24 protein-coding genes and 4 tRNA genes are annotated in these 22718 nt (G+C 60.7%); 12 read left to right on the plus strand and 16 right to left on the minus strand.

The features are described 5' to 3' along the window. Position 1 precedes the first annotated feature (1 nt). The 6 genes from AAFP29_RS12190 (at position 2) to AAFP29_RS12215 (ending at position 7170) form a co-directional block, all read left to right on the plus strand. The gene (locus AAFP29_RS12190) at positions 2-1315 is read left to right on the plus strand and encodes a lipase family protein (protein WP_419217631.1); all 1314 of its coding nucleotides are present in this window, start codon (positions 2-4) and stop codon (positions 1313-1315) included. Continuing rightward, positions 1312-2658, plus strand: coding sequence for a lipase family protein (locus AAFP29_RS12195; RefSeq protein WP_419217632.1), 1347 nt, complete (start codon positions 1312-1314; stop codon positions 2656-2658). The genes AAFP29_RS12190 and AAFP29_RS12195 overlap by 4 nt, the downstream gene beginning before the upstream one ends. Before the next feature lie 13 nt (positions 2659-2671). Beyond that, a complete protein-coding gene (locus tag AAFP29_RS12200; protein ID WP_419217633.1) occupies positions 2672-4282 on the plus strand; it encodes an AMP-binding protein in 1611 nt (536 codons plus the stop codon). A 58-nt stretch (positions 4283-4340) separates the two neighbouring features. After that, on the plus strand, positions 4341-5036 hold the full coding sequence (gene hemQ, locus AAFP29_RS12205) for a hydrogen peroxide-dependent heme synthase (RefSeq protein WP_419217634.1): 696 nt from the start codon (positions 4341-4343) through the stop codon (positions 5034-5036). A gap of 56 nt (positions 5037-5092) precedes the next feature. Continuing rightward, on the plus strand, positions 5093-6613 hold the full coding sequence (locus AAFP29_RS12210; RefSeq protein WP_419217635.1) for a hypothetical protein: 1521 nt from the start codon (positions 5093-5095) through the stop codon (positions 6611-6613). A 101-nt stretch (positions 6614-6714) separates the two neighbouring features. After that, positions 6715-7170: a DUF6611 family protein gene (locus tag AAFP29_RS12215; RefSeq protein WP_419217636.1), complete on the plus strand. Its 456-nt coding sequence runs from the start codon at positions 6715-6717 to the stop codon at positions 7168-7170. Between the two features lie 33 nt (positions 7171-7203). On the opposite strand, the gene msrB is transcribed toward AAFP29_RS12215, so the two are convergent. The 4 genes from msrB to AAFP29_RS12235 are packed head-to-tail and all read right to left on the minus strand — an operon-like array spanning position 7204 to position 11310. Then, a complete protein-coding gene (gene msrB, locus AAFP29_RS12220) occupies positions 7204-7635 on the minus strand; it encodes a peptide-methionine (R)-S-oxide reductase MsrB (protein WP_419217637.1) in 432 nt (143 codons plus the stop codon). Next, the gene (locus tag AAFP29_RS12225; RefSeq protein WP_419217638.1) at positions 7632-8915 is read right to left on the minus strand and encodes a glycosyltransferase family 87 protein; all 1284 of its coding nucleotides are present in this window, start codon (positions 8913-8915) and stop codon (positions 7632-7634) included. The genes msrB and AAFP29_RS12225 overlap by 4 nt, the downstream gene beginning before the upstream one ends. A gap of 52 nt (positions 8916-8967) precedes the next feature. After that, positions 8968-10554 carry an alpha/beta hydrolase gene (locus tag AAFP29_RS12230; protein ID WP_419217639.1) on the minus strand — a complete coding sequence of 529 codons (1587 nt, stop codon included), beginning with the start codon at positions 10552-10554 and terminating at the stop codon, positions 8968-8970. Positions 10555-10590: 36 nt separating this feature from the next. Further along, on the minus strand, positions 10591-11310 hold the full coding sequence (locus tag AAFP29_RS12235; protein WP_419217640.1) for a dihydrofolate reductase family protein: 720 nt from the start codon (positions 11308-11310) through the stop codon (positions 10591-10593). A 101-nt stretch (positions 11311-11411) separates the two neighbouring features. Between AAFP29_RS12235 and zapE the strand changes: the two genes are divergently transcribed. Beyond that, positions 11412-12425, plus strand: a complete 1014-nt coding sequence (gene zapE / locus AAFP29_RS12240; RefSeq protein ID WP_419217641.1) for a cell division protein ZapE — start codon at positions 11412-11414, stop codon at positions 12423-12425. Between the two features lie 9 nt (positions 12426-12434). On the opposite strand, the gene AAFP29_RS12245 is transcribed toward zapE, so the two are convergent. After that, on the minus strand, positions 12435-12986 hold the full coding sequence (locus AAFP29_RS12245; RefSeq protein WP_419218085.1) for an N-acetyltransferase family protein: 552 nt from the start codon (positions 12984-12986) through the stop codon (positions 12435-12437). Between the two features lie 107 nt (positions 12987-13093). Between AAFP29_RS12245 and AAFP29_RS12250 the strand changes: the two genes are divergently transcribed. Both AAFP29_RS12250 and AAFP29_RS12255 read left to right on the plus strand, forming a co-directional pair. Beyond that, entirely contained in the window at positions 13094-13696 is a 603-nt protein-coding gene (locus AAFP29_RS12250; RefSeq protein ID WP_419217642.1) for a DUF664 domain-containing protein, read from the plus strand. A gap of 52 nt (positions 13697-13748) precedes the next feature. Next, positions 13749-14462, plus strand: coding sequence for a DUF1266 domain-containing protein (locus AAFP29_RS12255; protein WP_419217643.1), 714 nt, complete (start codon positions 13749-13751; stop codon positions 14460-14462). 24 nt (positions 14463-14486) lie between these two features. Here AAFP29_RS12255 and AAFP29_RS12260 read toward each other — a convergent pair whose 3' ends face one another. The 7 genes from AAFP29_RS12260 to AAFP29_RS12290 form a co-directional block, all read right to left on the minus strand. After that, positions 14487-14789, minus strand: a complete 303-nt coding sequence (locus AAFP29_RS12260; RefSeq protein WP_419217644.1) for a hypothetical protein — start codon at positions 14787-14789, stop codon at positions 14487-14489. Positions 14790-14865: 76 nt separating this feature from the next. After that, the gene (locus tag AAFP29_RS12265) at positions 14866-15066 is read right to left on the minus strand and encodes a hypothetical protein (protein ID WP_419217645.1); all 201 of its coding nucleotides are present in this window, start codon (positions 15064-15066) and stop codon (positions 14866-14868) included. 167 nt (positions 15067-15233) lie between these two features. Continuing rightward, entirely contained in the window at positions 15234-15806 is a 573-nt protein-coding gene (locus tag AAFP29_RS12270; RefSeq protein ID WP_419217646.1) for a DUF3558 family protein, read from the minus strand. Then, complete coding sequence (locus AAFP29_RS12275; RefSeq protein ID WP_419218086.1) at positions 15803-16183, minus strand: NlpC/P60 family protein; 381 nt, start codon at positions 16181-16183, stop codon at positions 15803-15805. Before AAFP29_RS12275 ends, AAFP29_RS12270 begins: the two co-directional genes overlap by 4 nt. A 623-nt stretch (positions 16184-16806) precedes the next feature. Beyond that, positions 16807-17670, minus strand: a complete 864-nt coding sequence (locus AAFP29_RS12280) for a hypothetical protein (RefSeq protein WP_419217647.1) — start codon at positions 17668-17670, stop codon at positions 16807-16809. Between the two features lie 512 nt (positions 17671-18182). Beyond that, positions 18183-18497 (minus strand): hypothetical protein, encoded by a 315-nt coding sequence (locus tag AAFP29_RS12285; RefSeq protein WP_419217648.1) that lies wholly within the window; start codon positions 18495-18497, stop codon positions 18183-18185. 57 nt (positions 18498-18554) lie between these two features. Further along, the gene (locus AAFP29_RS12290; protein WP_419217649.1) at positions 18555-19190 is read right to left on the minus strand and encodes an MspA family porin; all 636 of its coding nucleotides are present in this window, start codon (positions 19188-19190) and stop codon (positions 18555-18557) included. Between the two features lie 147 nt (positions 19191-19337). Between AAFP29_RS12290 and AAFP29_RS12295 the strand changes: the two genes are divergently transcribed. Then, on the plus strand, positions 19338-19637 hold the full coding sequence (locus AAFP29_RS12295) for a hypothetical protein (RefSeq protein WP_419217650.1): 300 nt from the start codon (positions 19338-19340) through the stop codon (positions 19635-19637). 969 nt (positions 19638-20606) lie between these two features. On the opposite strand, the gene AAFP29_RS12300 is transcribed toward AAFP29_RS12295, so the two are convergent. The 3 genes from AAFP29_RS12300 to AAFP29_RS12310 all read right to left on the minus strand — a co-directional run bounded on the left by AAFP29_RS12300 (position 20607) and on the right by AAFP29_RS12310 (position 20895). Then, positions 20607-20681, minus strand: a tRNA-Val gene (locus AAFP29_RS12300). Between the two features lie 23 nt (positions 20682-20704). Beyond that, positions 20705-20778 (minus strand) — tRNA-Cys (locus AAFP29_RS12305). Between the two features lie 44 nt (positions 20779-20822). Next, positions 20823-20895: transfer RNA gene (locus tag AAFP29_RS12310), tRNA-Gly, on the minus strand. A 239-nt stretch (positions 20896-21134) separates the two neighbouring features. Here AAFP29_RS12310 and AAFP29_RS12315 point away from each other — a divergent pair. Next, positions 21135-21206 (plus strand) — tRNA-Val (locus AAFP29_RS12315). Positions 21207-21240: 34 nt separating this feature from the next. Here AAFP29_RS12315 and AAFP29_RS12320 read toward each other — a convergent pair. After that, positions 21241-21642: a MerR family transcriptional regulator gene (locus AAFP29_RS12320; protein WP_419217651.1), complete on the minus strand. Its 402-nt coding sequence runs from the start codon at positions 21640-21642 to the stop codon at positions 21241-21243. An 80-nt stretch (positions 21643-21722) separates the two neighbouring features. Between AAFP29_RS12320 and AAFP29_RS12325 the strand changes: the two genes are divergently transcribed. Continuing rightward, complete coding sequence (locus AAFP29_RS12325) at positions 21723-22676, plus strand: alpha/beta hydrolase (RefSeq protein WP_419217652.1); 954 nt, start codon at positions 21723-21725, stop codon at positions 22674-22676. Positions 22677-22718: the final 42 nt, after the last annotated feature.

Genomic DNA, 22718 nt, shown 5'->3' on the forward strand with positions numbered 1-22718 from the left:
TGTGGTCGTAATTTTGATTGTCGTCACCGCGCTCGCGGCTTCCGGCGCGGTGGCAACGGCGACGCCGTTCCCGAAGTCGTTCCCGCCAAATCAGAATCAGCTTCCGCAGCTCCCGCGCGAACCCGATATCTACAAGCTGCTTCCGATTAAGACGCCAGCGGCTGACCCGTGGTATCGCGATCCGGCGAACATCGCAGCCTTCAAACCTGGTCAGATCGTACGAACTCGGCAGGTGCAGACCCGTGTCGCCGGTATTCCGTTCCCCGTTTACACCAAACAATTGCTTTACCGGTCGGAGAACGTCCACGGCGATCCCATTGTCACGGCTACGACGGTGATTGTGCCCGGAATCCCCTGGCAGGGCAGTGCCCGTCCGGTGGTGTCCTTTCAGGAAGCTATCGACTCGACGAACTCGTCCTGCAACCCGTCACACACGCTGCAACTGGGCACATTCAAGGAAGCGACTCTTGCGATCTATTGGCTCGCGCAGGGTTTCGCGGTCAATGTGCCTGATTTCGACGGCAAGTTCAACACCTTCAACACCTGGGACGAAGGCAAGATGGTCCTCGACAGCCTCCGTGCGGTGAAGAATGACCGCACCCTTGGCCTGCGCAAATCCGGGATCGCACTCTACGGCTACTCGGGCGGCGGTTCAGGATCGATTCGTGCGGCGTCACTGCGCAAGAGCTACGCTCCCGACATCAAGCTGCTCGGCACCGCGATTGGCGGAACGCCAGGTGACCTTGTGGCACAAGCCAAGTACGCCACTGTCGATCAGCCTGGCGTGACCGGGATCAGTAACTTCACCATGTGGCTCGGATTCGCGGCATTGGCGCGCGAATACCCTGACGCCTTCAACGCGAGAAGGCTGCTTACCCCGGCTGGTCAGAAGTTGGTAGCCGACCTTTCGAGCCGCTGCGTGTACACGGCCGCGATGACCGGAATGTGGCGTCCGATCAGCGACTACTTCCGACCGGGCATGTCGTTGGAGTCACAACCCGATGTCATGAAGGTGCTGCGCGACAACAGCCTTGACAAGCATATCGCCGACTCGCCGATCCTTTGGTTCCACGGGATATGGGACGAGCTGATCCCGCCGACCACGGTGGTGCTACCCACGGTCCGCAAATACCGGGCAGCGGGTGCCAACCTTCGGTTCGTGACGATCCCGCTGCCCGAACACGTGGTCAATGCCGGCGTCGGATGGCTGCCCGCACAGACGTGGATCAGTGCGGTCCTGCGCGGCATCGACCCAGGGCCGACGTTCATGCTCGACTATCCCGCTCCGCTGCCGAAAGGGTTTCCGGGCGCATGAGTACACGCAAACCCGTTGTGTCGCAGCGACTTTTGTTGATTCTGACAATCGCGACGTTGCTCATCGGACTCGGCGCATCTACGGCGCTCGCAGCACCCTTTCCGCGCACCTTCCCGCCGAACCAGAACCAACTACCCGAGCTTCCCAAAGAGCGGGACATCTATCGAGCATTGCCGATCAAGACTCCAGCCGCTGATCGCTGGTACGACGATCCGACCGATCTTGCCGAGTTGAAACCAGGCCAGATCATTCGCAGCCGCGTGGTGCAGACCAGGCTCCTCGGCATCCCGGTGCCGGTCTTCAGCAAACAGTTGTTGTTTCGGTCGACCGACGTCCACGGGAACGCGATCGCCACGGCGACAACCGTCATTGTTCCTGGCATACCGTGGGTCGGCAGTCCGCGCCCGGTGATCTCCTTTCAGGAGGCCATTGACGCAGCTGATTCGTCGTGTAATCCATCTCATACCTTGCAGACGGGAACGTTCAAAGAGATTGCGTTGCTGCAGTATTGGGTCGCGCAGGGCTTCGCGTTCAACATCCCCGATTTCGACGGTAAGAACAACACCTGGCTGACCCGTGATGAGGGCCATATGGTGCTGGACAGTCTCCGGGCGATGAAGAATGACACATCGCTGAACCTGTCCAAGTCGGCGATTGGCCTCTACGGCTTCTCCGGTGGCGCTCTGGGAAGTATCCAGGCCGCCGAGTTACGTAAATCGTACGCACCCGACGTCAAGATCAATGCTGCGGCGTTCGGTGGTGCGCCAACCGACTTCGTCGCCCTATCCAAATATGCGGGGGTGCGACGCCCCGGAGTCACCGGCGCCAACAGTTTCACGATGTGGCTCGGTATGGCGAGTCTGGCGAAAGCATACCCACGCGAGATCGACCCCAAGCGGTTGCTCAACGTCGCGGGCCAGCGGATTCTTGCCGATCTGGCGGGCCGCTGTGTCTACTCTGCGGCATTGACCGGAATGTATCGCCCGATCAACGAGTACTACGCGCCTGGATCGAAGGGGATCAATGACCCTGCCGTGCAACGGATCCTCCGCCTCAACAGCCCGGGAAAGCAGGTTCCGGACTTTCCGCTGCTGTGGTGGAACGGCGTGTGGGACGAGCTGATTCCGACCGAGACGATTCTGCCGGTGGTCAACGACTATTGGCGGCGCGGAGCCGATCTGCGCTACTACACGATGCCTGTCCCCGAACATGGCGCGAACGCGGTTGCCGGCTGGCCGCCTGCTGTGGCATGGCTATCGGCAATCCTGCGGGGCGTCGGCCCCGGACCCAAGTTCAAGTTCGACTATCCCTCACCACTGCCGCCGGGCTTTCCCGGCCGATAATTTCGAGGTATTGATGACATTCCTGGCAGCGCTGCGCGCGACACCGAAATCCGCGATCGTCAGCGTCAAACAGATTGCCGTGCTGCATAATTCAGGTCTGATTGATCTGCGCCGCCCTGACCGGCTACTGCGGACCTCGCATACGATCAGAACCCTCGGCCCGATCGCCGGGGCCGTCCGGCTGTCCGCGCGCCGGTATGGCGACAATGTCGCCGTCATTGACGCGAAGGGTTCGGTGACCTACTCGGAACTAGAGGAGGAGACCGATAGTCTGGCCCGCCACTGGCTGGCCGACGGTCTGGGGGAGGAATCGACGATCGCGGTCTTATGCCGTGACCATCGCGGACTCGTGAGCGCCATCGTCGCAGCAGCGAAGATCGGTAGTCGAGTGGTCTTTCTCAACACCGGTTTCGCCGCTGCGCAACTGGCCGACGTCGTGGACCGGGAGTCGGTGGACGCTTTAGTGGTCGACGACGAGTTCGCACCCATTGCCGCGCGAGTGCCCGCACGGGTCCGCAGGCTCGGCACTGATGTGCCGCCGAATCTGGTCAGTTCACCGCTGCCGCCGCCGGCACGTCAGGGCGGATTCGTAATTCTCACCGGCGGAACAACCGGAACGCCAAAGGGGGTGCCACGTAAGGTGGAGTCTCCGTTGGCCGCAGCGCAGTTCTTCGACAAGGTGCCGATGCGCCACGGTGATGTGGTCTTGTTGTGCGCCCCGCTGTTTCACGGAACCGCGCTGTCGCAGTTCATTCTGTCGCTCAACTTGGGATGCACCAACATCCTGCACGGAAAATTCGACGCCCGGCGAGCCCTTGCACAAGTGGGCGAGCGCAACGTGACGACCATGGTCGTCGTGCCGACGATGCTGCGTCGTATCGTCGAATTGGGTGCGGAAGTTCTTGCCGCGTATTCCACCGATAGCCTGCGGATTGTCTTCTCCGCGGGCGCGGCATTGCCATCGTCGTTGGGGGACAAGGTGATCAGACACTTCGGGCCGGTGATCTACAACTTCTACGGCTGCACCGAAACCGGCACCGCGACTATCGCGACGCCCGCTGATTGGCTGGCGGCACCGGGAACAGTGGGACGGTCTCCGGTGGGAATCACCGTGCGTCTGTACGAGGATGACGCACGGCCGGTCGACGGGCCCAATCGTAGAGGAACCATCTATGTTGGCAACTCGATCGCGTTCGGCGGCTATTCCGGTGGCGGGTCCAAACGCATCGTCGACGGGTTGATGAGCACCGGCGACGTCGGACATTGGGACGAGGGTGGTCGCCTGTTCATCGACGGTCGCGACGACGACATGATTGTCTCCGGTGGGGAGAATGTGTTTCCGGGCGAAGTGGAGGACCTGCTGTACGCGCATGAGCAGATCAGCGAGGCCGCGGTGTTGGGTGTGCCGGACGATGAATTCGGTCAGCGGCTCGCGGCGTTCGTCGTGGGGGACGGGCAATTAACCGAAGCTGCGGTGAAAACTTTTGTGCGAGAACATCTTGCCCGGTTCAAAGTGCCACGCGATGTCAGGTTCGTCGATGACTTGCCGCGGACTGTCACCGGAAAGATCCACCGCGCGACGTTGACGGAAATGGCGGCGAAGACCCAACGAACCGAACTCTAGCCCGGTGCGGTGTGGGCCTGGCGGTCAACGCGGTGCAGTGCAGTGGCACGATGGATTCATGACCCGCTTGGACTATGACGAACTCAACTCGACCGTGCGCTACCTGATGTTCTCGGTGTTCGCGGTGCGTCCGGGAGACTTACCAGCCGATCGCACCGAGGCTGCCAACGAACTAGGCGAGTTCGTCAAATCGGTGGAGGACCGCGGGATCGTGGTTCGAGGGATGTACGACGTCTCGGGGTTGCGTGCCGACGCCGATTTCATGATCTGGTGGCACGCACCGGACGTCGAAGACCTACAGGCTGCCTACCAGCGCTTTCGTCGGGAAACCGCACTCGGCCGGGCCAGTAACCCGGTATGGAGCAATGTTGCCGTCCATCGGCCCGCCGAGTTCAACAAGAGCCATATCCCGGCCTTCCTTGCCGGTGAGGATCCCGGCAAATACATCTGCGTGTACCCATTCGTCCGCTCCTACGAGTGGTACCTGCTGCCCGACGAAGAGCGCCGCAAGATGCTCGCCGACCACGGAAAACAAGCGCGTGGATACAAAGACGTGCGTGCCAACACGGTGCCATCTTTCGCTCTGGGCGACTACGAGTGGATACTCGCGTTCGAGGCACCCGAACTTATTCGCATCGTTGATCTGATGCGTGATCTGCGCGCTACCGAGGCGCGGATGCATGTACGCGAGGAAACCCCGTTCTTCACCGGGCCGCGGGTCGATCCAGCCGAATTGGTCACCGCATTACCCTGATCGCGACTTCTTCGACACGGCCGCTACTGAACGCGCCGGCCTGACCAAAGGGATGTATGTCAACAGCAGATAACCGCACGCCCGTGATCGTCGGCGTCGGGCAACTCCGCGCAAATCGTGACCGCGACCCGCAAGCGGCGCGGTCGCCGCTCGACCTATTCGTCGACGCGATCGGCCGGGCGGCCGCCGACTCCGGCGCTCCCTCGATCGTGACGCAGGCTGACACCATCGGCACCACCGATGTCGCCTCCTGGGGGTACGACAATCTCCCGGCCATCGTCGGCGGCGAGATCGGCGCGCGGCCAACACAATTCATTTCCGGACCAATGGGTGGAAATCAGCCCGGCCAGATCCTCGACGACGTCGCGGCAGCGATCTCAGCCGGCACCAGCAGTGTCGCGATCGTGGGTGGAGCCGAGGCCGTCGCCTCGTTGCGGGCGGTTTTGGGTACCGGTCAGGTGCCCGACTGGACGCCCGGCGCGTTGACACGCGTTGACGTTTCGGAAATCGCATCGGATGTCATGATGCGGTATCACCTGGGTTTGCCCACTCGCTGCTATCCACTGTACGAGAACGCATTTCGTGCGCAACGAGGCTTGAACTTCGCTGCTGCCCAAGAAGAATCGGCGCAACTATTCGCGGACTTCACCACCGTTGCGGCGCGCCAGGCGGCGGCGTGGGACCCGCATATTCGGACCGCCGGAGAGATCGGCACTGTCACACCGGCAAATCGGATGATCTGTCAGCCGTATCCGGTGCGGATGAATGCCCAGATCGGTGTTGACCAGGCCGCGGCGGTCGTCGTGACCAACGTCGCCGTCGCTCGCGAGGCCGGCATCGACGAGTCGAAGTGGATCTATGTGCGATCCGCCGCTGGTGCCGCCGAGCCGGTGGATTTACTGTCGCGCAGCGACTTCCATTCCTCAGTCGCGCTGGAGTCGGCTCTGCGGGCGGCGCTTGATCGCGCCGGTGTATCCGCGTCGGAGGTTGGCGTCCTCGACATCTACAGTTGTTTCCCCGTGGTTGTGAAATTCGCCGCCAAGGTGCTCAGCCATCCGCTCGACGCCAGACTGACTTCGACCGGCGGCTTATCCGCATTCGGCGGGCCGGGAAACAATTACTCGACGCACGGATTGGTCGCGGTCACCGAACGTCTTCGGAAGGAGCGCGGCTTGGGTCTGGTGTACGCCAATGGTGGCATGCTCACCAAACACCATGCGGTGGTACTGGATTCGCAGCGACCGGCCGAGCCGTTCAGCGGGGGAGCGGCGCCGGCCAACCCTCAAGAGCATCCGCCGATCATCGAGCCGGACCAGGGCGCCGGTGTGGTGGAGACCTACACTGTCGAATTCGATCGTGACGGCACTCCGACCCGGGGATGGGTTATCGGACGTACAGATGACGGTGAACGTTTCCCCGCATTGATCACCGATCAGGTGACACTGGCAGAACTTGTGCGCACCGACGTCGAACCAATCGGCAGGCGCGGCGAAATCGGGTCGATCGATGCGTCGTCAGCAGGCGATGGAGCCGCCGATGCGACCGGAACATTGACGACGTTGACGTTGACGCCGTAGGTCGTCCAGGGTTGTCAAGACCGCGTAGGAGTTGATCTTCGCACCGCATAATTTTCGTATAGAACGCGTGATGATCAGCTGTGCGGCAACATGATTGATTCATGGCCAGCTATCAATGGGGTTCCTATACCGAGTCCGACGAGTGCTACGGGCTGCACCGCGTCCACATGGTGGTATTTCCACCAGAGTGCAGCCGCAATGATCGCGGCTGGTTGCGGGCGTGGCGTGCATGGCCGATCGTCGGAATCATCTGTGGCATTGTCCTGTTCTTCGTTGTCGCCGGTCATCTAGCGACACCACTCGCGGTCGTTGTCTCGATCGCGATTCCGCTCGTCCTGACGATCGCAATGGCCGTCCGGGTGCGCGGAATCCGAACACGGGTAGCCGAAGTTCTGACGCTGGCCCCACCCAATACCCGCTACTTCGCGGGCGGCACCGCAGCATTACTGGTCGCCCAACGACTCATCGAATCGAGCGACCAATATCGGCACGGACAGCTCGATGCGAGCGCATACCGACGTGACTGGCAACGGGCGTACGACTACATCGGGCAGTAACGCATGATGTGAAGTCGCCGGCGGCCGGTTGTTCTACTCGCTTGACTCCAGCGTCAGACTTATTGAATTGATGCAGTACCGCAGGTCGGTTGGGGTGTCGTAGCCTTCGCCGGAGAACACGTGACCGAGGTGACTGCCGCAATTGGCGCACAAGACTTCAACGCGATGCGCGCCGAGTGAATTGTCGGCGCGCTCAATGATTCGGTCACCGGCGAGCGGGGAAAAGAACGACGGCCAGCCGCAATGGGAGTCGAATTTCTCATCACTGCGGAATAGCTCGGTATTGCACGCGCGGCAGCGATAGATCCCGGTGGTCTTGGTGTCGGTGTACTCGCCGACGAAGGGCGCTTCGGTGCCGGCTTTGCGTAAGACTTTGAACTCGGCCGGCGTCAGGCGTTCCCGCCATTGTTCGTCGGTCAGATTGCTCAGGTCATCGACGGGTGCGGGCTGTGAATCAGAGGTCATTTCTTCAGCGTAGCCACCGGTGCCGCGGTACTGCCAGGTTCGACGTCTGGTTGCACCGAAGGAGCGTCGGACTTGGCGAGTTCAGTGAGGAACGGTCCGGCTTCGCCCGCCCTGCGCAGATCGAGGTAGCGGAAGAGCAACGAGCAGAACACCGCGATCATCAATAGGGACCAACCCCAGGTCACCTTGTTGTACTCCAGCAGCCGTCCGAACGGTTCCCACCGGGTGGAGAAGAAGGTGTCGAAGCTGAAACACCCGTAGACGCCCAGCCACGCCGGCCAGTTGCGCATCGGAGACCCAGGAATGAACACCGACATCAGCAGCGGGAAGAGCAGCATCGAGTAGTAACCCTGGCCAAGTGGTCCGACGAGGAAAGAACTGCACAGCAAGATGCCCGAGGAGGTGGTGAGCCAGAGAAGTGGGTTGGCCTCGCGGTAGTAGCGGTAGAGGAACCACAGACTGAAGACAGCCATCACGGCGAATGCGGCGCGCAGGATCAGGATCAGCCAACTGTCTACGCCGTAGTGGAGTCCGTTGCCCGCGATCGACGAGTTGTAGTAGTCACGTGCCTCTTGTAGATACGGGTAGGTGCGTTTGACGAAGTCCATCGGGTCGACGCTGACCGGCCAGGCCAGGACCGTCAGCACCAGCGGGATGCCAATCGCGGTCACCAGAATTCGCCACTGACGATTCAGTAGCGGCAGCAACAGGAGCGGAAGTAGCACCGGCTTCACCGCCAGAGCCAACCCGATGGGCACCCCCGCCCACCACTGCTGATTGCGCAGCATCAAGATCATGAAGGCCAACATGCCGACCAGCACGAATGAATTGAAATTCGTAAAGATCAGGGTGTGAGCAACTGTCTCGGTGCTGAAGAAGAAGAACAGCACGGTCGGGAAAACCCATGACCGCCAACCGAATCCGAAGAGTTTCGTCAGCAGGTAGGCGGACAAGATCAATGCGATAACGCTGAATGTGATGAACAACCAGCGAGAGCGTTCGGGATCGATGACCGCCAGCGGCGCCATCAACAGGGTTCCCGACGGCGGGTACAGGTAGTGCGGTTCGACGGTGTTGTACGCCTCGCCGTACACCGACTGATGGTTGAGGAATCGCAGAGCAGCCTGATAGACCGGCGTGAAATCGTCGGTTCGATCGCCGTTCACGCCCAGGATGATCGCGCGTTGCAGGACCATCATGATGCTGATCGGCCACAGGATCATCGGGATGATCCGTTGCACATTCATCTGCGGATATAAGACACGGTTGGCTATGGCCACTCGCGAACCCTACTACGTCGTCGTTTGCGGAGAAAAATACCGCGTGCGCGTGTCAGCTCGGACATGCGCGCTCGGCGGGGCCGACGAGCGGTTCCGGCTTCAGATAGTCGCTCACCGTGTCGGCCGCGCAGGAGCTATGCGCGGCGACTGAGTAGCCCAAACCATCCCAGCTTACCGAGACAGGAGTGGTCCCAGATTTGGCGAACCCAGAACTTAGTGCCGTCGCGTCACTGCCATTGATCGGATCGTTGGTGCCGGCAAGGACCAACGGCGCGATCGCGTAGGTGGTCGGAGCTTTGGGAGCTGGTGTGGTGCCCCAACCGTTGCATCGCACCAGCGACAACCCGGCGTCGGTGCCAGTCAGCGGATTCTGCTTCGTCCAGGTAGTTATCAGGCCCGGAATTTGGTCGAGGCCGACCGATCCCGACGAGTTGTTGCAGGTGCTCAGTAGCTGCGGTTGGGTCGAGCGCAAGCGCGTCGTGGCGCTGACCAACGCGGTGAGCGCTTTGGTGTCACCCCGGTCGGCCGCGCCGATCGCGGTGGCCAGCGCGGCGCGGTCAGCATCGGTCAGGGCGGTGCCCAGGGCAGTCGTGATCGCGGTCAGGACGTTCGTGTCGGAGATGTCGGGTATCTGTCCGCGCCCGGCCTTGTTCAGCACTGAGGCGATAGTTGCTTGGGGATTGTTGGTTCCCAACCCGCATTGCGCGAGTTGAGAGCACTGCTGAGCGAACGTCGTCAGCGCGCGCTGCACTCCGGTGGCCGACGTCGCGGCCCGATCGCGGGTATTCGCGCCGACCGATGTCGGTGTGTCGAGGATGAGCCGGCCGACGCGGTCGGGATACTGAGCCGCGAAGGACAACGCGACGTCGGCGCCGCTGCCCAGTCCGAGGATCGCGAGCCTCTCGACACCCCATTTGGCGCGCAATGCATTGAGGTCAGTCGAGGCCAGTTGGGAACTGAAACTCAATTGATTGGGCGAGAGGGTGTCGGTACAGGTGTCGGCGGCCGACGACGCGGACTTGGCCAGCCGGTCGATGCGCTGTTGCGTTGTCGCATTGCCTGGTGCACGCAACGGGCCGGGATAGCCGGCGATCCCATTGTTGACGATTGTTGATGCGTCGATAGTCGTCATACAGTCGATGGCTGAACGAGAGTCGGTTCCGCGCATCTCCACCGCGACGACCGGGTTGCGCGTGAGCAGCGACTTTCCGTCACCGCTGGCGAGCATCAACAGGGCCCGCTGCGCGGGTAGGTCGGTTCCGGTAGTCAGCACCAATGGCGGCGCAGTCTTCGGCGTCGATGCTGTACGAACGCGCACCGCGTCGATGGTGAGCAGCTCGGAGTCTTGGGTGGGGTCGATCGGTGAGGTGAATGACGCGCATTCGATGGTGGTGCCCGTGGCGGGCGCCGCGACCTTGAAGCGGTCGAGCACGGATGCGGCGCAGTCGGTCCAGCTGAGATCGGTGCGTGGAGCCTGCAGTACCGGAACCGGCGGTGCCTTCGACGTGGACGGCGCCGGGTTGTCACCGCCATTCCCGCCGGTGACTATCGCGGGGCCGGTGTCGGGGCCGGTGGCGCAGCCGGCGAGGAGGATGGCCGCCGCGGTGAGGCAGGCACCCAGGATCAGGCGAGGTCGCATATCGGCGAGGGTAGTCGGAGCGGACGGCACCGTTGATCAGGCCCGCCGCGTCCAGCGCGCGTAGAGATATCCGTCGTCGTCGCCGAGTAGTTGCTGCAGCGCGACGGGGCGAAGGTCGATTGGGTTGGGGCCGTGGGCAATTCGATTCCCGACTCCGCCGGCGAGGGTCGGTGACGTGGTGAGACACAATTCGTCGACCAAATCGTCGGCGAGCAGCGTGCCGAATAGTGACGGCCCGCCTTCGCATAGGAGCTTTGTGTGTCCGCGCTCGCGGCAAAAGTCGACCAACGCGGGCATGTCGACAGCAGTCTCGCCGCCGTCGATGATCGTCGCGCCGGCATCGACGAGTTCGGCGCGACGATCGGCGTCGGCAGTCTTCGACGTGACGATCAAGACGCGTGGCGACGACAAAGCCTCGTAGTCCAACGGAATCGACAGGGATGATGACACCAGGATCAGTACCCCGCTCTCGGGTGCGCGGTAGTTTTCGGTGACCGCAGTGCGAGCGCCGACGATGATCGCGTCGGCGAGTTTGCGAAGCACTCCGAAGATGAGTTTGTCGCCTTCGTTGGCCAGTCCTCCCGAACGCCCGTCGAACGTTGCCGAGCCGTCAACCGATGCTACGAAATTGACGCGCAGATATGGCGTGTCGACGGCTGGATAGGAGTACGCCTGCTCCAACCAGTTGTTCAGCTCAGAATCCGATTCGGGCACCGGGGGAGTTGTGACCTGGGTCGCTTTATGTAATAGGAACACCATGCCATTGTGCCTGGGCTGGTTACCCTTGCCTGCATGAATAGTTGTGTGGCCAGAAACTGCGGGCCCGCTCGCGTCGTTCCCGCCGATCAGGTGCGTTGATGACGTCGAAGTTGTGCGATCGAAACCCAGTCGTCGCGCCGGAAGCGCTCATCGCCGAGATGGTGCCGCCGCCGACATTCGACGACGTGAGCTTCGACAGCTATATTCCCGATCCGAATGAGCCGTCGCAGGCCGCAGCGGTCTCTGCCGCGCGTAGTTTCGTCGAACGGGCGACCAAAGCGCGTACCGGTAAACGCGGGCTTTTCGGCCGGAAGCCAGCGCCACATGGCATTGGTCTGTACCTCGACGGCGGATTCGGCGTCGGTAAGACGCACCTGCTGGCGTCGATCTACCACTCAATGCCGGGTCCCAAGGCCTTCGCGACTTTCGTCGAGATCACCCAGGTGGTCGGCGCGTTGGGTTTCATCAACGCCGTCGAGCGCCTTGCCGATCACAGCGTGATCTGCATTGATGAGTTTGAACTCGACGATCCGGGCGACACTATGCTGGTGTCCCGGTTGCTCGCCGAGTTGACTGAGAAGGGTGTGTCCATCGTCGCGACGTCGAACACGTTGCCGGGACAGTTGGGCGAGGGACGGTTCGCCGCCCAGGACTTCTTGCGCGAGATTCGCAAACTGTCCGGAATCTTCGAGACCATCCGCGTCGACGGACCCGACTACCGGCACCGCGACCTGCCGCCGGCGCCGGACCCGCATACCGACGCCGAATTGATCGCACTGGCCGAGTCGACCGATGGGTCAACCCTGGATGCCTTCGACGCACTCTGCTCGCATCTGGCGACGCTGCATCCGTCGAAATACAAGGCGCTCGTCAGCGGCGTCACGTTGGTATGCATGAGCGACGTGCATCCGGTTAACGACCAGTCGGTGGCATTGCGCATCGTCGTGCTCGCTGACCGTCTGTACGACGCGGGTGTGCCGGTGATGGTGTCTGGCGCCAAACTCGACCAGATCTTCACCGAGGAAATGCTCAACGGCGGATACAAGAAGAAATACCTGCGCGCGACGTCGCGATTGCTGGCGTTGTCGCGTTTCGCTGAGGCTGGCGTATAGCGCCGTCGTTCACGCGAGCAGGCGCGTCATCACATAGTCGTGCTCGATGGTGCCGCCGAGGTCGAAGGTCTTGGTTCCGGCGACGTCAAAACCCATCTTTGCGTAAAAGCGTTGTGCCCGGTGGTTTTCCTGGTTCACTCCCAGCCAGATGATGGCACTTTTGCGCGCACGCGCCGACTCGATGGCGTGTCTCATCAACTCGTGGGAGGCCCCTGCGCCGTGATGGTCGGGCAGGACATACATCTTGCTGACCTCTGAGACCGGGCGAGCGGTCACGACTGCGGCGACGTCGGAGTCTGGCGGCTCCCGATGCAATACCAGGCTATAGCCGATGATCTGTGAGTCTTGTTCTGCGATAAGGACTTCGGCGTCATCGTGGGCGATGTAGGTGTGAAAGTTCGTTGGGGCCAACTGATTCGCGATGAATTCGGCTATCGAATCGGGGTGTGAATCCGGGGGGCAGGCGAGCGGGAAGGTGATGGCGGCGACCTCTGCGATCGACTCGGCGAGGTCCGTATCGGTGGCCAAGGAGACAGACATATTCGTATTCACAGTCACCAGGACACGGTAGCGAATGGATGTCTGTTGAATAGCGGACAGAAACTGTCCGGAAGGTGTTGAACACTCGTCTGTGGAAGCACACCAACCTTCAGCCAAGGAGAATCGACATGTATCTGCCCCAGCGCGACGACGAGGCAACCGGCATCGCTAACTACATCGACCAGCAACTCGACGCTATTCGTGCGGCGGCATTTGGACTGACCGCTGACCAACTGCGCGAAACACCTTGCCGCAGCGAACTTTCCGTCGGCGGTCTGATTAAACATACGCTCCACGGGATGCGCGACGCGGTCGATCGGCTGGGCGGTGCAGACGCGACCCCGGAGATGTCGGCGGACGGCATCGCCGAGTACCTCGCTGGTTTTGTGGTCGGCGGTGATGAGTCCGTCGATGCCTTACTCAGCGACTTCGACGCCACGCGTGCGCGGTTGCGTGATCTGGTCTTGGCCAGTAACCCGAATGCCGAAACGCTCGCACCTCCCGCGCCCTGGAGCGGTATCTACGACGCTCGGCCGATCCGCCTGCGTTACTTTCTCAACCACCTCGTCGAGGAGTACGCGCGCCATGCCGGACATGCTGACATCATTCGCGAGCAGATCGACGGCATGTCGGTGCCGGCGCTGGTGATGACGCTGGAAGGCGCACCCGCCAATCAGTTCTTCACTCCGTATGTTCCGGAGCCAGCGACGATCGGTGCCGATCGGGCCTAATTGGGCCACAGCGGTGCGGAGTGGTGCGGCGTCGTCGGCTAGGTTCATGGCCATGTCGATCGTCTATAGGTGGTTGGAAACTCCGAAGTACACGACCGAGCAGGTGCGGGCGTTCGCTGCGGGAGCGGTGTATCTGGCGATGGAAACTCGTGACGGCATCACCGCTGATCACTGCGACGACCTCGACTACAACGCGGCCTTTCGTATCGCTAATCGGTCAGGACTGAAGCGAAGCTGGGGTATCCGGGGCCACGACGATGCCATGAAGACGATGGCCGCCCTGCTCGACGGGATGCACGCGCCAGAGTTCGATCAGCTGATCTCGGTCGTGTTGCCCGCCGTCGGTGCCCCGCAGGAGCATCAGCATGAGTTGCTGCGTGCGCTGCGCTCCGAGCACGGGTTCGGTGGGTCGGCATTGGCTGGCGAAGCGATTGCGGCACTGTCGCTTCCGCAGATGCTCTCGCCGCTTCCGCCTTCCACCTACGCGTGGGATGTGGTTCGGTTGGCGATGCTGGCACGCCGCACCGTCGCCGCCGACTGGATCACTCCCGAGGAGGTGCTGCCACTGGTTGTAGAGAGTGCTGCGCGAGCTCGCAACACATTTGGCGACTGGCGTGAGTTCGGCAATTCCTTCGTGCTGGGGCGCGCGTTGTGGAGTTGCGATGGCCGTCCGGGTGCGGCGGAGAAATCGTTGGAACAGACTCTGCCGCTGATTGATTCGTTGCTGACCGAGCCGAGCAGCCCATGGATTCGGCTGCCGTGGTGAGGGAGTGGTCGATTGGTTGGAGAGTCACCTTCCGCGACGAATATCACGTTGATTAAGCCAACGCGGCAAATGGAACACGATTCGCCTGCGTTCCTTCCATTCGTCGATCAATCGCGTGGTGACCTGAACGCTTCCGCTCTCGACGCCTGCGAGAGTGTCGTCAATCCAGTCCAGGAGTAGGCGATCTTCGCGCCAATGATCGTTGGAACGTGCTCCGTGCCTGGCCAATGCGGCGGCGTCCATTCTGAGGAAGTTGGCGAAATCCGAGCATTCCACGCCTGCCCGTTTCTGTAGATATGCGGGCTTGTGGTTCTGCCGGATCCTCATTGATCTCGCCGAAACTGGCTCGGCTCGCGTGTTCCGGGGATCGGCCTCAAGGCCCGGAAATCTGAGAGTTCGGCGACTACGCTCTCCGTATCCGCGCCATCGCTCGGGCGCGAGAAGTAGATCTCATAGACGTGTCTTCTCCGTTGTTCGGATTGGTATAGATCTCGAGGATCGTGCCGCGGGCGCCCAACCCAGCCGCCTCAGCCGTTTCGGCGAATCTATTGGTGGTCAACTCGACGTACGCGAGATACAGGGGATCACCGGATCGGTCTGACATAGTGGTCTCCTCGGGCTGACTCGGCTGACATCAGGACCGGCGTACGCCAGAGCCCGGCTGCCATATCGCCAATTCGGCAATATGGATATGTGATAAATGATAGTACACCGCCATCAATAGGTTTGTTGCGACGATAAGTAGGTAGTCCGATGCAACGAGGGGCGAAGCTATTCGGGGATTGATGGAATGACGAGGGTCGCGAAACTTTTCGCCAGTACAAGGCCGTTAACGTTTTTCGATGACTGCGACGATGGGAAATTGATGGCTGCGACAACCGTGTTGTGCTGGCGGGTCGGGATCAAAATCCACCATGCGACTATTTGGCCGCGCTCGTCGTTGGTGGCCAACAGGCAGCGGCGACCTCCGACTGTGACTTCTGTGCTCGGCCCAGACGAGTACCCCTGCTGCAGGGCTTCATGGGGCGGGGCACCGATTGCTCTGACTATCGCGGAGCGTGCGTGGCCGTCCCAGGTGCACAGCTGCGCATAGTTTGCGCGTTTTGGTTGGACTCCCGAGAGGCCGACCGCGGCGATCGCCTTCTGGCTAATGGCGCAGGGATTCCAGTTGGAGAATGCGTTGTCTTTGCTGGTGTCCGACGTACTTGGAGTCGTTGTTGATGGATTGCCGCCCGATGTAGGTGGGCGGTCGGGGTCTGCGTTGGCGCAGCCGGCGGTGCCGAGCAGTCCGATTGTGCATGTCAGGGCCAGTGTTGCGGTGAGCAGGCGTGATGGGGGGTTCATGAGACTCTCCGGATTCCGACGAGGTCGTCGTGTGGGGTCCATAGGTTCATGGAGATGACTTCGCCTGACTGGGGCGCTTCGATGATGACCCCGTTGCCGACGTAGATCGCGACATGGTGGGTGTTCGGTGCGGTTGGGGATGCCGATTTGCCATAGAACAGCAGATCTCCGGGTTGAGCACCCAGGGAACCTGGGTCGACGTTTCTGGGTGCGCCCGTCCATATCTGAGTGTTGGGGTTGGACAGCTCTTTCGAGCGGAGCATTCCGTTGGTACTGGAGTCCTTACCCATGCTTCCATCAGCATTCGGGGCTGGCGAATACAGGTCTTTGCCGGTGGATTCGTAGACGGCCAGTCGAACAAGCCCGGAGCAGCGAATGAAGACGTGGCAACAAACGACCTTATTAGTCGACTAACCTCCAGTCTTGGAAGTTTGGTAAGAGTCATAACGCTGCAGCTCGCATCGAAGGCAAAGTACTTCGGGGGAATATGACACTGGCTCTGCCAGTTTACATGGTAACGCTCGGTCATCTGTCGAATCGTTGGTTTGGAGTGGTTGGAATCTTCTTGCGGCTACTTCAGATGAAGCGCCAATTGGACTAAGCAACTTATTGGGGTTCACGGACGAATGAATAAGTCGTGAAGCCGCGGCGACTGTATTTTCCCGATCTCGCGCGTGCGTGTGGGTGAATGAAGAGGCGTGCACAACAACGCGCCCTGCGAATGACGCAGGGGGCGTTGTCTGCGTTACGCTGAAAGCGTCCGATCGAAGGCGCGTTCGTAGTCGATTACGGATAGGGGGGAATTGAGAATACAAGGAACCAGAATGCAAGACCGCCGATGATTACCTCTGCAGTTGCAATTGCGAGAACAAGGATGAATTTATCTAGCGAGCTCCTCTTCCTGTTTCTAATGGCTGGAATTGCGCAGAACGGAAGTGCTAGCATCGTGATCCCGCATAGCCAGAGTATGATTTCGCTTTGTAAACTCATCTATTTGAGATCAAACCGAGTCTGACCATCCGCCGGATTTGCTCATTGGAGGCGTACTGCCGTAATTCTGGAAGTACTTGGCGAAGCCTGCCTTACGTAGCCATTGCATTTCAATATCAACATTCATCTTGAGCCATGTAACCATGTCGCCGTCCTTGAGCTGTGCGAGCCAGTTGTGGTAGTCCATATCGAAATCATAGTAGTCCCAGAAGTGTACCTGGTATTTCATTTCGTAGTGGACAACATCGGGGTTGGCGGTCTTTGTTACCACGACCGTCGTAGTTACCGAAGTCCAGTAGTGGCCGAGTGCGGTCGTTATGTCGCCATCTTCGGTTTGGTACACGTCTTGCCAGGATGAGTTGATGTACTGCGGCTTGCCGTAGAGGCTGGGATCGTTCTTCGCGTTGTTCGCGGCCTGCTGTGCGGCGGTGGCTAGTTGTGCCTGTGTTGTCCCGTCTGTGGCCTTAGCGACCTGCAGTGCCTCCTGCTCTGTGTATACATAGTCGGTGCCGGTGTTACCGAGGAAATGGTCATAAAGTTTGCGCGAGAATGGTCTCTTGTAAAGAGCGAAATACGCTTTCGCGGCATCTTCCGCGGTGTAGATGCGATCTGGGATCGATGGATTGTTGGCAGGAACAACCCGTGGTTCCTGCGGTATCGGAGGGAAGGGGCGTGGGATACCTTGTGGAACCGGCAAGTCAGCGTCGTGGCGACCGAAGTTGAGTAGGTTCCCGAGAAGGCCAGTGCCACTACTTGTGGTCTGACTTCGTGGCGTTAGAGATTGCCGGACCCTCGGGTTGGCGACTGCTACTGCGGTGGCTCCAGTGAGCAGCCAGATGCTAATGGGGATTTCTGGTTTGATCGGTGTGGGCACCGGTGAGAGTGCTTCTTCGCGCTGAACAGGATTGCTGACCGGGGTGGGTGCGGTCTTTGTTGGTTGAGGCCTAGGCGCCGGTGGTGTTGCTTGACGCGTTGCCGGCGGTTGTTGTGTCGGGGCCGTCGGGGTGCCTGCCGGGGTGCGGATGGTGGGCGTACCGGTCCCCGATCGTTGTTGGCCTGGTACGGGAACGATGGGTGTGCCGTTGCCTTCGCCGGGTCCGGTGCCGGGGTTGGCTCCGATGTTGACTCCGCCACTGCTGCCATTGTTTCCGGTAGCAGTGGGTGGTGGAGTGTTTTGGGTCGGTGGTGGTGTGTAGGTGGGGACGCTGATGCAGGGCCAGTTGGAGCCGTATTGGGCACGCATCTGATCACATAATGCGTCCGCCGTCGCGGGGGAGTGTGTGGCGGCCGTGGTTGCGATGCCTAGCCCACCGCCGATTCCTAGTATCGCGCCGGCGAAAACGGTTGCTGTGGTTTTACGTGTCCAGAAAGTCCGCTGGGTGTGGGTCATCGTTTGTTCCCGACGATCGCTGAAACGATGGCATCTGCGCCGGTCCAGAACCAGCGTCCGGCCAGGGACATGATGAGGAAGAACACGAGGAACACTGGAATCTGTCCCCACCGGGTGGTCCAGTCACCCATGTGATTGAGGTTCGCTGCGGCGACGATCAAAAGTGCGGTACCGGCAACGAACAGCACTACTTTGAGTACTGGTATGCCGTCAGCCTTATCGGCCGGCGCCGGGGGCGGGGTGGCTAGATGTTCGCGGGAGGTGTTGTCGAGTGCCGAGATGGGTTCGGTTTGTGCAGAACTAGTGGTCATGATGGTGGTCTCTCCGGTGTGGGCGTTCGTTGTTGGCGATGGCGCGGCACGACCTGATCACAGGTAGTGGGGTGTGCCGTAGACGTGGATGGTGTTGTCGTTCAATGGTGTTGAGATCGCGACTGACACATACGCGCGCACGGCGACCGGCCCGAGGCATCCCGAGACCTTCAAATGGACGCCGTCGAGTTCCACCCCAGCGTGCGCAGCAGCCAACTTTTTCGAACCGAACGACACATCAGAAATGGTGCCTGGGCGCAGGGTGGTGGAGATGTTCGGCATCACCTGCGCACCCAAGATCACTGCGGGTGGGTAACTGATTGACATCTGCGCTGTCGGGCCACCGGTGACGCCGAGGGTGACGCCGGAGGTGACGTCGGTGTTGCAGGCAACAGCGAACCCGACTGAGAGTGCCCCGGAGTTGACCGCGACCTTGCCAGTGCCGCGAATATCGGCGGTGCCCTTCAACGACAAATACCCTTCACGCGTCCACGGGCTTTGATCCAACGGCGGCACTGAACGGACTTTCTCGTTCAGTTTCGAGGCTGTAACGAGCCAGCCGTCATCGGTGCGCTTAGACACTGTCTGATTGGCAAACGACGACGGAGCCGCCAGTGTGATGCTGGCTACCCCTGACGCGACTACCAGTGCCGCGACGGTGGCAGTGAGACCAACCCCTAGTCGACGAGACATTCCTGATCCCCAATGCTCACACCGCATGCATGCGACAACTTGAATTGTCTATGCATGGAAGCACAGTGATGTGGCGTTAGCAATGGCAAGTCCGAATTGTGGCAGTTGGAAGTAGGTGGAAAAGGGTAAAGCAGACAATCTGCAGGTTTGAGAACCGACCCCATATGTGTGCAGCAGAACCTGAATGCTACCGATGCGCGCGCGCTCACCGACAAGACCAAGGTCGGGGTTGAGGCGGGCTGGCATCTCATCGAACAGGCGTACACCGAACGCGCTTGGGCGGCACTGGGATACACGTCCTGGGACGACTACTGCACCCGCGAGTTCGGGACGTCGCGGCTGCGCCTGCCTCGCGGGGAGCGTTCGGAAGTCGTTGCGTCGCTGCGGGTGTCAGGGTTGAGTGACCGGCCGTCGAATCAGCTACCGGAGTATCGCGGCGGACGTTGATTCGAGACCGACAGGCGGCGATTGCAGGTGATGACATTGTCACCACCTCGCCGATCACCGAGATGGACGGTAAGACCTACAAGCCGCGCTCGATCACGATCATCCGCGACGAGACTGGCGGTGAGATTGGACGGGCCGTCGATGATCGTGATCTGAACTCAATGTCAGTCGCTAACACCGAGACGCTGCTGTTGTGGCGACTCGGCCAACGACCCGACATTCAGCGGGGCCGACGCTTGACATGCAATCCAAAAACGACCACTTTCAGGTGTCAGTTCGCCGGCTAGTTGACGCCGTGATCGACGAAGTCCTCTAAACGACGCTAGCTAGCTATCCACGCGTCAACATCTGCTGATTCAACAAGGTAAGGGCCAAAGGGGCCTGAACCCGCCCGGCGTCGAGCCCTCAGTCCGGGGTTCCCATCCTGATAGTTCCGTATTGCTCGGCGGACGGTATCTGGATGGCACCGACCGATTAGTGCGACCTCTCAGACCGTGAAGAACTGTGAGGCGAATGCGCCGTCGTTGGTGGCCGTCACGTACTTGCTCTCCCCAGCGATGGCCGTGGCATTCGAGGACTCCAGCGCAGACAGGACGCCGACAACTCGTCGAACCTCCTCGACGGCGATCAGCTACCTCGTTAAACGCTGCGGAGAGCTGACGGAGCTCAGCGGGATCACTCTCCGCGCCGGAGGCTTCGATGAGGATCTCGGCCAACATAAACAGTTCCATGCTTCCGTCGGAGTGTCGGGTGAGCGACAGGTGAACGCCCTCTGGGGTGCCGTTTCGGTCGTGGCGATCAAACTGAACGATCTCAACTTCGCTGGTGACGGGAGCGATGGCAGTGCTGATGGTCATGGTCTTGCCCTTCGGTGGTGTGGGTACCTACCGGGCTGATCGAATTCCGCACGTATTCTGCACGCAAACGCGAAAGGCCCCCTCGAAAGGGGGGCCTGACCTGCGTAAACTCTGGTGCGCGATACAGGGATTGAACCTGTGACCTCTTCCGTGTCAGGGAAGCGCTCTCCCGCTGAGCTAATCGCGCGAGACTATGAAATTCGGTGGTGGTGGAGGTGGCGACGGGAATCGAACCCGTGTACACGGCTTTGCAGGCCGTTGCCTCACCACTCGGCCACACCACCAGTTGCGAGTGGAACTCGCTGCAGATCCTTGCGAATCTACTCCGAGCGGATGACGGGATTCGAACCCGCGACCCTCACCTTGGCAAGGTGATGCGCTACCAACTGCGCTACATCCGCATTCCCACACTGCGTCGACCCCCGTACTCGGCGTCGTTCGCGGTGCGAGGAGAAACATTATCGGATGCAATCGCTGTTCACCAAATCCGCTGGTCAGATACATTTCATCGTGCACTACATCGCTGTCATTCGTCAACGGTCCCCGCATCGCACCGGATGCGGGAAGCTGCGCAAAACGATTTGGATATGCGAGGGGGCATCATGCTAGTGTCTTCCCTCGTGCACGGGATTTCCCGCCCGGTCCCATAGCTCAGTGGAAGAGCGCTCGCTTCACACGCGAGAGGTCGCTGGTTCGAACCCAGCTGGGACCACCCAACACAGCTTTCGCCGATCATTGATTCGAAATCAGCTCTCAACCGCATCCGTCGGCAGCAGTCGGTCCTTGAAGTCGGGACATTCCACCAGAGGTACGTGAGTACACGTAGCAGCATGGCGCAGGCTGTCGCGCATACGCATCATCCGCGCAATGTCATCGTCGAGTTCGAGTGCTCGCTGGCCCATCCGCTCGCGCAGTGCGTCGTCGTCCGGCGTCGCGACCAGGAAGCGCCCGATCTGCGCGAGAGTGAAACCAGCATCTTGCGCACATCGAATCAATAGCAGCCGATCGATAGTCTCGGGCGCGAACGTTCGACGTAAGCCGTTGCGACCCCGCGAGGCGATGAGCCCGCGCCGCTCGTAGAACCGCAAGGCAGATGCGCTCGTGCCGGTGCGCGCGGCTACTTCTCCGATGTCCAGATCCTGACTCATGTGACCTCCTTGACTTGAAGCGTGGTTCAAGTCGCATCCTCGATTGTGCAAGCCATTCATCGAAACAACAAGGACTCACCATGCCGCTCCATCCCCAGGTCGAGGCCCACCTGACCCGACTCAGCGCCGTCAATCTTGCTGGACTGCACACTGTCTCGCCGCAACAGGCACGCGAAGGTGCCCACAGACTCACCGCTGCCTCGATTCGCGAGGTGGAATCGGTGGCGGAGGTTACCGACCGATTGGTTACGACTACAGTCGGCGAACTCCGCATTCGGATCTACCGCCCGACGCTCACACGGAATGCGGCCTCACCGGTCGCAGTGTTCTTTCACGGTGGCGGTTATGTCCTTGGCGACATCGAGTCGCACGACGCTTTGGTTCGCTCCCTCGCCAACGCCGCTGAGATGGTAGTGATCTCCGTTGACTATCCACTCGCGCCAGAGCATAAGTACCCAGCTCAGGTGAATGCCGGATTGGCCGCGACCGAGTGGATCGCCGATCATTCCGACGAACTCGGCGTCGACGCTGACCGTCTGGCGGTGGTCGGCGACAGTGCTGGTGGCAACCTAGCCGCAACCGTGGCGCTCAACGCGCGCGACGCTGGCGGACCGCGCGTAGCCTTCCAGGCTCTCATCTACCCCGATCTTGACTTTCGACGCGAGAACGAATCCATTACCCGGTTGGCGGGTAACTACGGCAACATCACTCGAGAAGCGCAGACCTGGTTTATGGACCATTACCTGGACAGTCGTGAACAGCGGCTTGATCCCCGCGTGTCGCCTCTACTCGAACCCGATCTGCGGGGTCTACCAGCGACGTACATCATCACCGCTGAGTATGACGCCCTGCGTGATGAGGGTGAGCAGTACGGGAATCGACTCAGACAAGCCGGCGTGCCGGTAACGGTGCGGCGATATGACGGGATGATTCACGAGTTCCTCCGGCATCCGTTCGACGATGCTCGTACCGCGATCGTCGAGTTGGCTACCGCCGTGCGCGAAGGCATTGCGAAAGGGGAAGTGTCTCGGTGACCGCTGAACTGTCCCCGTAGCGGACCAAACGCTATATCGCCG

Origin of the sequence: Gordonia sp. CPCC 205333, from assembly GCF_048537885.1 — a bacterium.
Taxonomy (GTDB): Bacteria; Actinomycetota; Actinomycetes; order Mycobacteriales; family Mycobacteriaceae; genus Gordonia.

Excerpts from the sequence above, each read along its gene's own strand:
- AAFP29_RS12195 (WP_419217632.1), top strand. The coding sequence starts at position 1,312 with ATGAGTACACGCAAACCCGTTGTGTCGCAGCGACTTTTGTTGATTCTG.
- AAFP29_RS12200 (WP_419217633.1), top strand. The coding sequence starts at position 2,672 with ATGACATTCCTGGCAGCGCTGCGCGCGACACCGAAATCCGCGATCGTC.
- hemQ (WP_419217634.1), top strand. The coding sequence starts at position 4,341 with ATGACCCGCTTGGACTATGACGAACTCAACTCGACCGTGCGCTACCTG.
- AAFP29_RS12210 (WP_419217635.1), top strand. The coding sequence starts at position 5,093 with ATGTCAACAGCAGATAACCGCACGCCCGTGATCGTCGGCGTCGGGCAA.
- AAFP29_RS12215 (WP_419217636.1), top strand. The coding sequence starts at position 6,715 with ATGGCCAGCTATCAATGGGGTTCCTATACCGAGTCCGACGAGTGCTAC.
- msrB (WP_419217637.1), bottom strand. The coding sequence starts at position 7,635 with ATGACCTCTGATTCACAGCCCGCACCCGTCGATGACCTGAGCAATCTG.
- AAFP29_RS12230 (WP_419217639.1), bottom strand. The coding sequence starts at position 10,554 with ATGCGACCTCGCCTGATCCTGGGTGCCTGCCTCACCGCGGCGGCCATC.
- zapE (WP_419217641.1), top strand. The coding sequence starts at position 11,412 with ATGACGTCGAAGTTGTGCGATCGAAACCCAGTCGTCGCGCCGGAAGCG.
- AAFP29_RS12250 (WP_419217642.1), top strand. The coding sequence starts at position 13,094 with ATGTATCTGCCCCAGCGCGACGACGAGGCAACCGGCATCGCTAACTAC.
- AAFP29_RS12255 (WP_419217643.1), top strand. The coding sequence starts at position 13,749 with ATGTCGATCGTCTATAGGTGGTTGGAAACTCCGAAGTACACGACCGAG.
- AAFP29_RS12260 (WP_419217644.1), bottom strand. The coding sequence starts at position 14,789 with ATGAGGATCCGGCAGAACCACAAGCCCGCATATCTACAGAAACGGGCA.
- AAFP29_RS12265 (WP_419217645.1), bottom strand. The coding sequence starts at position 15,066 with ATGTCAGACCGATCCGGTGATCCCCTGTATCTCGCGTACGTCGAGTTG.
- AAFP29_RS12270 (WP_419217646.1), bottom strand. The coding sequence starts at position 15,806 with ATGAACCCCCCATCACGCCTGCTCACCGCAACACTGGCCCTGACATGC.
- AAFP29_RS12285 (WP_419217648.1), bottom strand. The coding sequence starts at position 18,497 with ATGACCACTAGTTCTGCACAAACCGAACCCATCTCGGCACTCGACAAC.
- AAFP29_RS12290 (WP_419217649.1), bottom strand. The coding sequence starts at position 19,190 with ATGTCTCGTCGACTAGGGGTTGGTCTCACTGCCACCGTCGCGGCACTG.
- AAFP29_RS12320 (WP_419217651.1), bottom strand. The coding sequence starts at position 21,642 with ATGAGTCAGGATCTGGACATCGGAGAAGTAGCCGCGCGCACCGGCACG.
- AAFP29_RS12325 (WP_419217652.1), top strand. The coding sequence starts at position 21,723 with ATGCCGCTCCATCCCCAGGTCGAGGCCCACCTGACCCGACTCAGCGCC.